Genomic DNA, 13,453 nt, shown 5'->3' with positions numbered 1-13,453 from the left:
TTACTCACCAATCGTCGCCGGACCTGCTCCTGCGAGCTGGTTGCGAAGCTCCTCATCCGTAGTGCGGGCAAAGTAGGAACGCAGGTTCTCGCCCTGCTCACGCTTGGCCAGGTAGCCACGCAGCAGACGCTCGATAGCCTCGGGTACCTCAGTTGCGGCCGCGCGGTAGCCGATCGGACGCGCAGGGCGTTGATACTTGCCAACTGCTCCGCCCACGGCGAAATTGAAGGCGTCAACCATCTTGCCGTCGACCTTCACCTTCTTGCCTTCCAGACCGATATCGCCGATCCAGTGCTGTCCGCAGCCGTTCGGGCAACCGGTCACATTGATACGGATCTGCTGATCGAACTGCGGCAGGCGCTCCTCGATCTCATCCACCAGCCACCGCGAGAAGCCCTTGGTCTCGCTGATCGCCAGCTTGCAGAACTCGGTTCCGGTGCAGGCCACGGTTCCACGCCAGAAGGGCGAGCCCTCGACGCGCAGTTCCAGTTTGCCCAGCTCCGCTGCCAGCGCCTGCGCCTTCTCCGTCGGAACATTGGGGATGAGCAGGTTCTGCATGATGGTGGTACGCAGCTCTCCGTTGCCGAACTCATCGGCCAGGTTCGCCACCTTCTCGAGCTGCTCACCGCTCAGGCGGCCGCGAAGAACACTCATGCCAACCGTGCTGAGTCCGTTCTGTTTCTGCTTACGGATGCCGCAGTGATCGCGAAACACATCCTCAGGCAACACTTCCTCGACCGCCGGCTCGAGGGTAAAGCTAACCCGCTTCTGCAGCTCTTCCGTGAAGGTTTCTGCCGTCCAGCCGTGTTCCATAAACATGTACTTGATGCGGGCCTTGGCACGGTCCTTCCGTAGAGCTTCCTGATCCCGGAAGATCCGCAGAACGCCACGCACGGCCTCGACGCACTGTTCGGGCTTGAGGAAGACCGGCAGGCGGACCGCCATGTGCGGCTCCTTGGAGAGACCACCGCCGACGCGCAGGCTGTAACCGATCTCATCGCCACGCTTGATGGCGGTAAGAGCGAGATCGTTGATCTCGGGATAGCAGCACCATACGGGGCAACCGCTCACCGAGATCTTGAACTTACGGGGCAGGTTGTAGAACTCGGGATTGCCGTTCATCTCCGCGGCAACCTCTTTCGCCAGCTCGGAGGAGTCGGTAATCTCCTCAGCATCGATTCCCGCCAACGGGCAGCCGGTCACGTTGCGGACGACGTCGCCGCAGGCGCTCTTGGAGGAAAGTCCAACCTTTTCGAGCTCCTGCACAATGATGGGCAGCGACTCAATCGTCAGCCAGTGCAACTGGATCGCCTGCCGGGTCGTAACGTCAGCGAGGTTGCGGGCATACTTCTTTGTCAGGTCGGCAACCACGCGGGCCTGCTTGCTGGTCAGGAAGCCGGCGGGCACCGCAATACGCATCATGAAGTATTCGGTGGCCTTCCCCTCGCCGCCTACACCGCCTACAGCTCCAATGCCGTCGCCCTGGGTGTAAATGCCCCACCACTTAAAGTAGAGATTTGCCCATTCTGCAGCGACCGATCCATGACCGGCCTTCGCAAACGCCTCCACATCCGACCAAGCATCCCACGGGTTCTTGGCAAGTTTCAGGCGCTCAGTCTTCTGGGCCTTGGTCTCTTTCACGGGCGCGGTTTGCACTGCATCAGGCGACATCATGGCGTTGCTAAGCTTCCTCGAATCTTGGGGTTGGGCGAAAATTGTGAAGTTCAACAACAAAGCCCGCGATTAGAACGCGGGCGCTGGCTGCGGAGGGATGCTCAAAGACGGTGACGTCACACGCAGCAGCAGGCAGCCGAACAACAACACGTATTTTTCGCTGTCTGCATATGGTTAAAGGGTATCGGGGTAGCGACGCGTAGTCAAGCTAGAGCTAGTCGGCGTCGGCGAGGGCGAACTTATGCCGTACGTCTGAGCCCCGAACCCAGAAAATGACGTCCTCGGCGATATTGGTCGCGTGGTCTCCACTCCGTTCGAGGTTCCGGGCAATGATGATGGCATTCAGAGCGTAATCGGTGATCTCAGGCTTCTGCTGCATGAGCTCGACCATCACGTCCTGAACCTCGCGATTCATGAGGTCCATCTCGTCGTCCATGGCCAGCACCTGGTCGGCAATGGCGACATCGCCCTCCACCAGTGCCTGGATTGCCAATTGAGTCATCTTCCCGGCGTGTTCTCCCATCCGCACGATGTCTACCGGCAGAGCGACTCGCGGTAGCTTCTCGAGCGAACGCGCACGCTGGGCGATATTGACGCTCTGGTCTCCGATACGCTCCAGGTCGCCATTGATCTTGATCACTGAAAGAATGAAGCGGAGATCGATTGCCATCGGCTGCTCGCGGCTGAGCAGTTCGTACGCCATCTCGTCCACCTCCCGCTCAGCTGCATTGATTGCGGCCTCTATCTCAAGGACGTGATCACAGAGCGACATATCGCCGTTGGCGTAGGCGGTCACCGAGTACTCCAGCACCTGATGCGCCAGTGCTGCCATGGCGAGCAGCTTATCCTTCAGCGCAGCGAGTTGTTGGTGGAAGTGGATGCGCGGCAAGCGGGCGACCTCTGCTTTCTATTGAACCGAACGACGCCTCCCTATTCAAGCACGTATTGATCGCCACGTGCTGGGATCTCCACCGGCAGCCGGTAACGTTTTTCAATCTCCGCCTTAAGCGCCTGCTGCGCCTCAGGCTCGCCGTGGACCAGAAAGACCTTCTTCAGCGTCTTGGTGACCGGTTCCATCCAGTCAAGAAGCTCCTTCTGGTCAGCATGGCCGCTCAGTTCGCCGATCGAGTCGACCTCGGCACGCAGACGCATCCATTCGCCGAAGACGCGCACCTCAGGTTCCCTATTCTGAAGCCGGCGACCCAGGGTGTTTTCTGCCTGGTAGCCGGTTAACAGGATCAGGTTGCGGGGATCTTCGATGGAGTTGCGCAGGTGATGCAGCACTCGGCCGGCCTCGCACATCCCTGAAGCCGAGATCACAATGAACGGCACGTGCATCTGATTCAATGCCTTACTCTCCTGCACGGTCTGGGTGTAGGTCATCTGCTTCCACGCAAAAGGTGTGGTCAACTCGGCGAAGGTCGTCAGGTCCGCATCCCACTCCTCCGTGTGCTTTTCAAAGACCTGGGTGACAGTCGTAGCCAGGGGGCTATCGAGATAAATAGGAATTTCGGGAATCTTCTTCTCACGCACCAGTTCGTGCAGCATCATCACCACCTGCTGGGAACGCCCCACCGCAAAAGCAGGCATCACGATATGTCCGCCGCGTTGTACCGTTCGCTTGATGAGAGCAGCCAGCTTGTTCTTCACCGGTCCGATAGGTTGATGCAGGCGGTTGCCATAGGTGCTCTCCATGATCAGGTAGTCTGCCCCCGGCGCGGACTCGGGATCCTTGATGATGGGAAGACTGACACGGCCGACGTCTCCCGAGAAGAGCACGCGCGTCGTCTTTCCGTTCTCGGTACCTTCCATCAGAACGCAGGTCGAGCCCAACATATGGCCGGCGCCATACGGCGTGACTGCAAATCCCTCGGTCGAAGAAGAGCCGTTGAGCGTCTGGCGCTCATGCAGATGCATCGGCCGGAAGAGTCCGACCGTGGCCGCCGCATCTTCCATCGAGTACAGAGGATCGACCGGCTGCTCGATGGCCCCGTCGCGCCCGATAGATAACTTGCGCCGCGCACGTTTGCGGATAAACTCAACATCCATCTCCTGTACATGGGCCGAGTCCTTCAACATGGGATCGCACAAATCGATAGTGGGCGGCGTGGCATAGACAGGGCCGCGGTAGCCCTCGCGGACAAACCCCGGCAGGTTTCCCGAGTGGTCAATGTGTGCATGAGACAGGACGATCGCGCTTACCTCTTCCGGGGGGAGAGCAAAGTTCGTATTGATCTCGCGGGCTTCACGCCGGCGGCCCTGATACAAGCCGCAGTCCAGCAGAATGTTACGTCCGGCGCACTCCAGGTGATGAGAAGATCCGGTAACCGTACGGGCTGCGCCCCAGAATTGCACACGAATAGCCATGCGGGCAGCTTACATGCGCGGCTGGCGCTGCGTCCCGCTGGCGAACCCTACTTCAAACCGTGTATCGTTCCTTTTATCCATCGCGTAGCCGAGTGGATGGAATCGATCAGCAAGCTAATTCTCTTTTCGACGGAGTTGCCATCGTGTCCCTTCTTCGCTGTACCCTTCCCCTCGTCGCTGTTGTCGCAACCTTCTCCACCGCTGCCCTGGCACAGGATCCGCCGGCAGAGGGCAAAGATCTCTTCAAAAAGAACTGTGTCATGTGCCACGGCGAAGACGGCGCCGGCTCCGACATGGGCAAGATGCTGAAGGTCAAAGACCTGCGCTCCAAAGAGATTCAGGACATGACCGACGACAAGATCAAGGACGTCATCAAGAACGGCAACGGCAGCATGCCAGCCTTCAAAGGCACCTTCACCGATGAGCAACTCGATCAGCTCCTGAAGGTGATCCGGAGCTTCAAACCTAAAGACTAGTTGAGTAGTTGGTTAGTTGAATGGTTGAATCGGAAAGGGCGCGGCTATAAGCCGCGCCCTTCGTTCTTCAGAGCATTTTCCCTGTTGCTGGGTATCCCGGAAGAGGAGTGCAGCGGCGTTTTCATTCCGGAAAACGCCCATAGATGCGGAAGCCCTACTCTACACCTACAGTAAAAATGCTCTAGCGATTCAATTCTTCCATCATTAAATTTTGTCCAAGCGCTTGTGACATATCCAGGCCTTTCCGCTCCTTAGCCAGGGCAGTCATGATCGCCAGAATAACGGCCACAATGGCTACTGTCGCACTGAGAACCACGGTCAAGTCGCCGCCGAAATGATGTTCGGCGATCTTTTCCTGAAAGACGTCGTTACGTGACGAGAGCAGATTGCCGAGCTGGTAGGCCACGCCCGGAAAGGTCGCGCGCACGGCCGACGGAGCCATCTCGTTTAGATAGGCCGGCACCACTCCCCATGCTCCCTGAATGGCAAACTGCATCAGGAAGCCGCCCAGCGCGATCAGAACAAAGTGATGTGTCCAGGCCCAGAGCGGAATCATCGGGATGGCAAGCAGAGAGGCCAGGATGATAGCCCGTCGTCGGCCGATCCTCTCCGACAGGGTGCCGAAGGTGATACCGCCCGCCAGAGCGCCAACGCTGGAGACATTTGAGATCATCCCCTTCCAGAAGTCGTTGGTCCCGCGATCGGCCTGCAGGAAGGTCGGATACAGGTCCTGCGATCCATGACTGAAGGAGGTGAAAGCGGTCATCAACAGCACGAGGAAGACGAACGACGGAAGGTACGTTTTGATGTCGTGCAGCGAGAGTCCTCTGGTTGGGGCCTTCGCTGTCTCACCACGCCCTGCAACCCAGGCGGGGCTCTCTTCCACCTTGCTGCGGATATAGAAAACAAGCAGCGTGGGCGCAGCGCCGATGATGAACATCGTCCGCCAGGGCGCCCAAGCGCCGCCAATATGCAGATGTGGGAAGACCAGGGCGTAGACCAGGCCGGCAATCAGGTTGCCGGTGACGTAGCCCTCCTGTAACAGACCGGAAAAGAAGCCTCGCCTCTCCTTCGGCAGCGTTTCGAAGGCCAGTGCAGCGCCAACACCCCATTCGCCACCCATGGCGATGCCGAAGAGCGCGCGGGTAATCATCAGGAATGTCAACGTGGGCGCGAAGGCGCTGGCGAGCTCGAAGATCGAAAAACTGATGACGTTGAGCATCAGGGTGCGGCGACGGCCCCAGCGCTCGGCCAAGGCTCCGAAGATCAGCGCTCCCAGCGGCCGCATGGCCAGCGTCCAGAACGTGCCCTCAACCACAACGGCGCGTTTGACGTGAAAGTCAGCGGCAATCGCCGTAATGCAGAAGTTAAAGATAAAGAAATCAAAGGCATCCAGCGACCAGCCGAGAAAACATGCGATGAATGCATTCCTCTGCGACGGCGTCAGACGCTGGTGGGCGCTATTCGGATTCTTCACGGTGGCCCGATGCTACCACAGTGCGTGGTTACTCTTCCTGGGCTTCCTCACTACGAAATGCGAGGACGGCGGCTGGAATAAGAACCACGCCGAGGCAAGCGATTACAACAATCAAGTCGTGCATAGCAACACTCCATGTCCTGCCCTGCGGCCATTCTGGTCTGACGCCATTTATGTCGGCCGGGGCAATCGTACGACATCAAAAGTCATCATCTCAGACAAACTCAAGTAACTCAAGTAACATTTTCGAAATGTTACCTCGGACGGATACCCCTTGTACGATGCCCAGGTCCTTCTGAGGGATGGCTCTGTGTCCTCAAGCTTTTCCCGTACACTGGCGGGAATGCGGTCCGTTCCCCCAACTGCTCTACGTGCCGTCGCTATCGGAGGCGGTACCGGCCTTTCCACTCTGCTCCGGGGCCTGAAGCGATACGTTGCTCTTGCTGGAACAGGTACATCTGCCTGTCCTGACGGTTCCTGCCTGCTCGCCGATCTGGCGGCAATCGTAACGGTAACTGACGACGGAGGCTCCTCGGGCCGCCTGCGAGAAGACTTCAACATGCTGCCGCCGGGAGATGTGCGTAACTGCCTGGTGGCGCTATCCGAGGATGAACACCTTCTCTCCCGGCTCTTCCAGTACCGCTTTGGACAGGGAGAGCTGCAAGGCCACTCGCTGGGAAACCTCTTCCTGGCGGCTCTGGACGATCTCTGTGGAGACTTCGCGCAGGCAGTACAGCACTCCTCCCAGATTCTCGCCACGCGTGGACGCATCTACCCGGCGACCACGGACAATGTCTCCCTCGCTGCCCTGATGGATGATGGCAGCCACGTTCACGGAGAGACCAGCATCACCGCAAGCAGGCAGCGGATTCGCGAGCTGTACCTCGAACCCGCCGAGGCGCATCCCGTCCCGGAGACATTGGAGGCGATCCGGCAGGCAGATCTCATCAGCGTAGGACCAGGCTCACTTTACACCTCGTTGATTACCAATCTGCTGGTTCGCGGCATTCCTGAAGCGATCGCCGCAGCAAAGGCGACCCGCATCTACGTCTGCAACCTGATGACCCAGGCGAACGAATCGCTGGGCCTGACCGCCTCACAGCATATTCAGAAGATCATGGACCACGCCGGCCACCATCGCCTCTTCGACTACGCCCTGATCAACACCGCCCCCATCAGCGCGGCATCGCTGGCACAGTACGCTCGCGAGGGACAGGCGCCTATCGTGGCTGACCTCGATGCCGTACGCACGCTTGGCGTCGAGCCTATAACCGGCAACTTCGTCTACGAAGGAGCCGTGCTGCGGCACGACTATGACCGTGTGGCTGAGGTCATGCTGCAATTGGCTGCGAAAGGCAGACCCTAAGACTGTGCCTGAGATTGCGCCGAAGCGATCGAAAGAATGGCAGATACTTCTGCTGCTGGTGCTGGCGATGGGCATCTGCTTCATCGACCGCGGCAGCCTGTCGATTGCGCTCACCAGCCTGAAGCGCGACCTCTCGCTGGACGAGAAGCAGCTTGGCCTGCTGAGCTCTGCGTTCTTTCTCTCCTACACGTTGATGCAACTCGCCGTCGGCAAATTGCTGGAGCGGTTTGACGCAGCCAAAGTCTTTGGTCTGGCCTTTGTCGTCTGGTCGCTGGCAACCGCAGCCACTGGTCTCAGCCGCGATCTGCATCTCTTCGGCATTACCCTCAGCGGCTTTGCCGTGCTCTTCACGTTGCGCCTGATTCTGGGCTGCGGTGAGTCGGTAAGCTTTCCGGCGACCTCGGCGCTCATTACCAGGCTTTTCCCGGAAGAGTTGCGCGGCACCGCCAACAGCTTGATCGATGTCGGCACCAAGATCGGCCCGGCGCTTGGCATCATGGCCGGCACAGCCATTGTTGCCGCATCCGGATGGCGCATGATGTTCCTCGTCCTCGGGCTGGGCAGCATGCTATGGATCCCGCTATGGTTCGTGGCTACACGCTCGATTCGTGTCTCACACGGAGGCGAACGTGCGTGGTCTCCCACCTATCTGCAGGTGGCGGCGCAGCGGCAGTTCTGGGGAGCAGCCATCGGGCACATCGGAAGCAACTATGCGTGGAGCATGTTCGTGAGCTGGCTTCCCTACTATTTCGAGCAGCGCTATCACTACAGTGCCAAACAACTGGTGGTTGTCAGTTCTCTGCCCTTCTGGTGCCTTTCGGTGGCGTGCGGCGTTGCCGGTGTAGTCTCAGATCGCCTGGTGCGGCAGGGTCGCAATGCAGTGATGGTCCGCAAGGCTACGGTGTGCATCGGCTGCATTGTGGCAGCAATCTCTCTGTTCGTAGTGGTGGCGTCGAATCGGCAACTGGTCAGCATGGGAGCCATGATGATTGCCAGCTTTGGACTCGGCCTGTTCACCTCGAATAATTGGGCGCTCACCCAATCGCTGGCCGGTCCACGAGCGGCTGCCAAGTGGACGAGCCTGCAAAACCTCTTTGCGAATCTGTCAGCCACACTCTCTGCATGGCTTACTGGAGTGACATTGGCGGCAACACACAGCTTTGGAGCGGCCTTCTCGATTGCCAGCGCGTTTCTGCTGACCGGAACAGTCTTCTACTGGTTCGTGATCAACGCACGCGGACAAGTGACGTGGGAACACGAGCCTGAGTCTGTGGTTTCCCCCGCTACACCGTAGTTGGCTTCATTTTTTTGTCATTTCGCAGCGACCGAAGGGAGCGGAGAAATCCGCCTCTCATCCCATACAGATCCTACACAGAAAACAATTCGCGCTTCGCGCGAACACCCATGTCCCCAAGGGACACCATCCCAACGAACAGTTCGTTGGGGACCCCGAGCATGGGGCACCAGGTGCATGGGCCTATACCGGCTTCTCCGGCCATTGATGCCGCGGATAACGACGCATCAGCTCTCGACGGACCTCCGGATACAACCGCTGCCAGAAGCCTGCGAGATCGGTCGTGGTCTGCACCGCGCGATGGTTCGGCGCCAGCAGATGAACCACCACCGGCGTGCGATCACGGCCAATTCGCGGCGTCTCCTTCATCCCGAAGAAGTCCTGCAGCCGCGATTCGATCCATGGTGGTTTTCCGAGATCGTAGTGCACCTTCACCCAGCGCCCGCCGCCCAGCTTCAGCTTCGCCGGAGCGATCTCATCCAGACGGCCGGCGCGCTGCTCCAGCAACGGCAGCAGATCTGTCGATGCGACCTTACGTAGCTCCGAAAAGCGCTTTAGCCCATAGCAAAGCTCCCGCAGCGCGTCCTCGATATCGACGCTCTCGACACCGGCAAAGGAAATGCGCGCCTGCAACTCTGCCAGGGCTTCAGGATCGACAAAGCGTTCGACACCCAGTGTGACCGCCTCATGCGCGAGCACCGCAGCAGCTTCTTCTTCGCTTGCAGGACCGCGCGATTCTTCCAGGACCAATCCGTCGTACTCCAACGAGCTGATTGCCTCTGCATGTTCGCCCCGGCGGTTCCAGACAACCTCGCGTTTCTCGATAACACGCTCGGGAAAGAGATCTATCAGCCACTCAGGCTCCATGCGCGCCGTCAGGCGGATCAGTGGAGCTCCGCGTTCTTTACGCTCCTCCGCATCGAGAGCCAGAAGAAACTCATACGGACGCGGATGCCCAAAGACCTCAGCCCCCATGCCGCCCGCAAGCATCACAGTATTTCCGGAACGCCGCCGAGCCACACGATCCGGGAAGCCCGCCAGAACGCTGATCAGCAAGGCATCATCATCGTGCTTCGTTTGTTTCGCCGGACGGGCAGCACGCTTCAACTGATCCACCTGGCGACGGACACGATCGTCCATCGGCTGGTCGAGAGCTTCGAGAATGTCGCCCTTCTCAATGCGTACGCCTGAAGCCAGCAGACCTGCCAGCCTGCACCCGCTTTCACCAACGCCGCGGCGCATAGACTCCTGCACCACGCGCGCAAGACGCGGCTCTATCGGAAGTCTTGCAAGCTGTTTCGCTGACTCTCCCGTCGCGCCCAGCCGGTCCAGCAGCCCATTGGCAGCAGCAACGGCCTCGACGGGCGGAGCATCAAGCCACGGAATCTGATCAATATCAAGTCCCATCGCACGAAGGCCGAGAACCAGGCCGCTGAGATCTTCGCGCACGATCTCGGGACGATCGACCTCGGGGCGGCGGCGGAAGTCCTCTTCGGCATACAGCCGAATCACACGGCCGGGCGCGGTACGACCGGCACGTCCCGCACGCTGCTTCGCGCTGGCCTGACTGACGCGCTGCACTTCAAGAATCGGAAGCCCCGTCCAGTGCGAGTGACCGGCGATACGAGCCAGACCGCTGTCGACAACGGCAGTTACACCTTCCACTGTCACCGAGCTCTCAGCAACGTTCGTAGAGACGATGATCTTCTGCTTTGCCGCCTTCTGCACCGCCATATCCTGCTCGGCAGGAGAAAGCTCGCCATAGAGTGGAGCCAGCAGGATGTCTCTCCGGCGGGCGATGGGCTCGAGTTCACGTATAGCGCGGCGGATCTCAGCAACACCTGGCAGAAAGACCAGCGTGTCACCGGTCTCGCCTTCAGCAAGAAGCGTCTCCACAGCGCGAGCCACCTGCTGCTCTAACGGAGCTGCGGAGTAGCCCGCGTAATCAAGCTGCAGCGGAAAGACGCGGCCCTCACTCCGCACAATCGGACAGTTATTCAGATAGTGGGCGATCGGCGCGGCATCGAGCGTGGCCGACATGACGATGATCTTCAGGTCCGGACGCGTCGTCGCCTGCAGCCTGCGCAACAGCCCTAGCGCAAGATCGCCATCAAGATGCCGCTCATGGAACTCATCCAGCACAACGGCGCTGACACCCTTAAGTTGCGTGTCCGAGAGCAGGCGGCGCGTCAACACGCCTTCAGTGACAAACCGCAGCCGCGTCCGCGGGCCCGAGACCTCTTCGAAGCGCACCTGGTAGCCGACCGTCTCACCAAGCTGTTCGCCCATTTCCTGGGCGACGCGACGTGCGGCCATACGCGCGGCAATGCGCCGCGGTTCCAGAACGATGACTTCGCCTGAGAGAATCTTGAGCAGCGCCGGAGGAACGCGGGTCGTCTTACCCGCGCCGGGAGCCGCTTCAATCACAAGAGAAGGCGTTGCGAGGAGATGCTGGACAACCTCCGGCAGAATGAGATCGACCGGAAGTTGTTTTGAAACGTTCACATCTCCATCGCAACACGCTGTGAGTCGAGCGTCAAATGATCGCTACTACACCATCTCAAAGACGATCTTCCCGCCCTTGGCCAGAGCGGCGTGCTCGAAGGTCAGTCCTTCATGCTTCTCACCATTGAAGATGATGCTCTTCACAATCGCCGCGTCGGCGGAGCTGCGCTTGGTCTCAATGGTCAGCGTCTTGCCGTTGCCGACCTCAAGCGTCGCCCGATCGAAAAGCGGTGTACCGACATCCCACCTGGCGCTGACAGGATCGACTGGATAGATCCCCAGAGCGCTCAGCACATACCAGGCCGACATCTGGCCGCAGTCCTCGTTGCCCTGCATGCCATCAGGCTTGTTATCGTACATCGTCTCCATCAGACTGCGGAGACGCTTCTGTGCCTTCTCCGGAGCGCCGGCGTAGTTGTAGAGATACGCGATGTGATGGCTCGGCTCGTTGCCGTGCGCATACTGGCCGACAAGTCCGGCCACATCCGGTGGCATATCTGATGGCTGCGTTGGATCGGCTGAGAACAGGTCATCCAGCTTCTTCTCCAAAGCCTGCTTACCGCCCATCAGCTCTGCCAGGCCATTGGGATCGTGCTGCACGCTGAAGGTTGTCACCCACGCGTTCGACTCCGTATAGTCGCGCCACTTACGTGAGACATTGATGGCATTCGGAGCAAATGGGCCGGCCCAGTTACCATCCGCATACCTCGGGCGGATGAAACCGCTCTCCTTGTCATAGAGATTGCGGTAGTTCTTCGAGCGCTTCTTCAGCAGCTCCGCCTCCTGCTGCTCGCCCGCCGCTTTGGCAATCGCCGCAACAGCAGAGTCGTCGTAGGCGTAGTCCATCGTCTTCGAGGCGTTCTCTTCCTCGATATCGCAGGGGATGTAGCCGTACTTGCGATACGCTCCCAGACCGCGATAGTCATCGACCATGGCGCGCTTGCGGAAGACCTTGTAGGCGGCCTTGGCGTCGATACCCTGGAAGCCCTTCACCAACGCCTCCGCGACGACCGGCGCGGAGTGATAGCCAACCATGCAGAAGGTCTCCTTCTGCTGCAGCGGCCAAATGGGCACGCCACCCGGGCTCTGCTCTGCTTCCCGGATCAGGCAGTTGACCAGGTCAGGCACCTTCTCTGGAGCGATCAGCGTGTAAAGCGGATGCAACGCGCGGTAGGTATCCCACAGCGAGAAGGTGGAGTAGTTATGCAGTCCCGCAGGCAGATCGTGCACCTTGCCATCCATGCCCGCGTACTTACCAGTCACGTCATCAAAGAGCGTGGGCGCCAGCATGGTGTGATACAGGCCGGTGTAGAAGATCTCCTTGTGGCGGGTATTCTCCGTCTCTACCTGAATGGCCCCGAGCGCCTCCTGCCATGCCTGGTGCGCCTTATGCTGCACCGCATCGAAGTCCCAGTGGGGAACCTCAGCCTTCAGGTTCGCCAACGCGCCTTCCGTACTGATACCGGAGATGCCCGTCTTCACCAGGATCTTCTCTCCTGCCGTCGTGTTGAAGTGGGCCACGACCTTCAAGCGCGGCTCGTTGGAGCTCTCTCCCTGCACCGGCTTGTCATCGGCAAAGATCTGGATTGCTTCCGCGGGACGGGAGAACTCCATCGCAAAGTAGATCTCGCGCCCTGGCGCCCAAAGCTGGGTGCTGCGCCCGCCGGTCAGCATCCGATGGCCTTCTACCTTCACTTTGGCCCAGTTGATCTTCTGCGGATTGCCTTCGATCAGATGCGTCATGTCGAGCATGATCGTCGCGGACTTCGACTCCGGGAAGGTGTAGCGGTGAACCCCGCAACGCTCTGTCGCGGTAAGCTCCGCGAGAATACCGGAGTCCTTCAGCTTCACGCTGTAATATCCCGGACGCGAGACCTCTTCGTCGTGCGAGAAGCTCTGCTGATACTCCGATGGCGACAGCTTGACCGCTCCAACCCGCGGCACGACCAGGAAGTCGAGCAGGTCGGCGGCGCCGGTACCGCTGAGATGGGTATGGCTGAAGCCGAGGATGGTTTTGTCATCCCAGTGATATCCGGAGCAATGATCCCAGCCCTTTACGCCGGTATCGGGGCTCAGCTGTACAGCTCCCCACGGCACAGTCGCGCCCGGATAGGTATGTCCGTGACCGCCGGTACCGATGGCGATCTTCACATATTTGGTCACATCGCCGGAGGCGGATGACTTCGCAAAAGCAGTAAGGGGGAGAGCGTCGGCTACCGCCAGACCAGCGGAGACCGCGGACAGAGAACCAATAAAGCTACGCCGTGTGATCACGGCTAGAACTTTATCAAGAG

The 13,453-nt window shown here is 59.5% G+C and carries 9 protein-coding genes; 3 read left to right on the top strand and 6 right to left on the bottom strand.

The annotated features are described in order from the left end of the window. The 3 genes from OHL21_RS03765 to OHL21_RS03755 all read right to left on the bottom strand — a co-directional run bounded on the left by OHL21_RS03765 (nucleotide 1) and on the right by OHL21_RS03755 (nucleotide 4,041). The gene (locus OHL21_RS03765) at nucleotides 1–1,674 is read right to left on the bottom strand and encodes a nitrite/sulfite reductase (RefSeq protein WP_263415905.1); all 1,674 of its coding nucleotides are present in this window, start codon (nucleotides 1,672–1,674) and stop codon (nucleotides 1–3) included. Nucleotides 1,675–1,888: 214 nt separating this feature from the next. Next, on the bottom strand, nucleotides 1,889–2,563 hold the full coding sequence (gene phoU, locus OHL21_RS03760; RefSeq protein ID WP_263415904.1) for a phosphate signaling complex protein PhoU: 675 nt from the start codon (nucleotides 2,561–2,563) through the stop codon (nucleotides 1,889–1,891). A 41-nt stretch (nucleotides 2,564–2,604) separates the two neighbouring features. Beyond that, nucleotides 2,605–4,041 carry an MBL fold metallo-hydrolase RNA specificity domain-containing protein gene (locus tag OHL21_RS03755; protein WP_263415903.1) on the bottom strand — a complete coding sequence of 479 codons (1,437 nt, stop codon included), beginning with the start codon at nucleotides 4,039–4,041 and terminating at the stop codon, nucleotides 2,605–2,607. Between the two features lie 143 nt (nucleotides 4,042–4,184). On the opposite strand from OHL21_RS03755, the gene OHL21_RS03750 reads away from it, so the two are divergent. Continuing rightward, complete coding sequence (locus OHL21_RS03750; RefSeq protein ID WP_263415902.1) at nucleotides 4,185–4,517, top strand: c-type cytochrome; 333 nt, start codon at nucleotides 4,185–4,187, stop codon at nucleotides 4,515–4,517. Between the two features lie 181 nt (nucleotides 4,518–4,698). Here the strand turns inward: OHL21_RS03750 and OHL21_RS03745 are convergent, their stop codons facing one another. Beyond that, entirely contained in the window at nucleotides 4,699–5,994 is a 1,296-nt protein-coding gene (locus OHL21_RS03745; RefSeq protein WP_263415901.1) for an MFS transporter, read from the bottom strand. A 343-nt stretch (nucleotides 5,995–6,337) separates the two neighbouring features. On the opposite strand from OHL21_RS03745, the gene OHL21_RS03740 reads away from it, so the two are divergent. Together OHL21_RS03740 and OHL21_RS03735 are read left to right on the top strand one after the other, a co-directional pair. Then, the gene (locus OHL21_RS03740) at nucleotides 6,338–7,360 is read left to right on the top strand and encodes a gluconeogenesis factor YvcK family protein (RefSeq protein ID WP_263415900.1); all 1,023 of its coding nucleotides are present in this window, start codon (nucleotides 6,338–6,340) and stop codon (nucleotides 7,358–7,360) included. A 4-nt stretch (nucleotides 7,361–7,364) separates the two neighbouring features. After that, nucleotides 7,365–8,654 carry an MFS transporter gene (locus tag OHL21_RS03735; RefSeq protein ID WP_263415899.1) on the top strand — a complete coding sequence of 430 codons (1,290 nt, stop codon included), beginning with the start codon at nucleotides 7,365–7,367 and terminating at the stop codon, nucleotides 8,652–8,654. A 183-nt stretch (nucleotides 8,655–8,837) separates the two neighbouring features. Here the strand turns inward: OHL21_RS03735 and hrpB are convergent, their stop codons facing one another. Both hrpB and OHL21_RS03725 read right to left on the bottom strand, forming a co-directional pair. After that, nucleotides 8,838–11,159 (bottom strand): ATP-dependent helicase HrpB, encoded by a 2,322-nt coding sequence (gene hrpB, locus OHL21_RS03730; RefSeq protein WP_263415898.1) that lies wholly within the window; start codon nucleotides 11,157–11,159, stop codon nucleotides 8,838–8,840. A gap of 45 nt (nucleotides 11,160–11,204) precedes the next feature. Continuing rightward, entirely contained in the window at nucleotides 11,205–13,433 is a 2,229-nt protein-coding gene (locus tag OHL21_RS03725) for a GH92 family glycosyl hydrolase (protein ID WP_263415897.1), read from the bottom strand. Nucleotides 13,434–13,453: the final 20 nt, after the last annotated feature.

This window comes from Terriglobus albidus, from assembly GCF_025685425.1.
Classification (GTDB): Bacteria; Acidobacteriota; Terriglobia; order Terriglobales; family Acidobacteriaceae; genus Terriglobus; species Terriglobus albidus.
Note: the sequence above shows the minus strand (reverse complement) of the source record. Positions and strands in the feature narration are given on the sequence as shown.

What these genes read in the sequence shown, in the direction of transcription:
- OHL21_RS03765 (WP_263415905.1), bottom strand. Translation starts at nt 1,674, where the DNA reads ATGATGTCGCCTGATGCAGTGCAAACCGCGCCCGTGAAAGAGACCAAG.
- OHL21_RS03755 (WP_263415903.1), bottom strand. Translation starts at nt 4,041, where the DNA reads ATGGCTATTCGTGTGCAATTCTGGGGCGCAGCCCGTACGGTTACCGGA.
- OHL21_RS03740 (WP_263415900.1), top strand. Translation starts at nt 6,338, where the DNA reads ATGCGGTCCGTTCCCCCAACTGCTCTACGTGCCGTCGCTATCGGAGGC.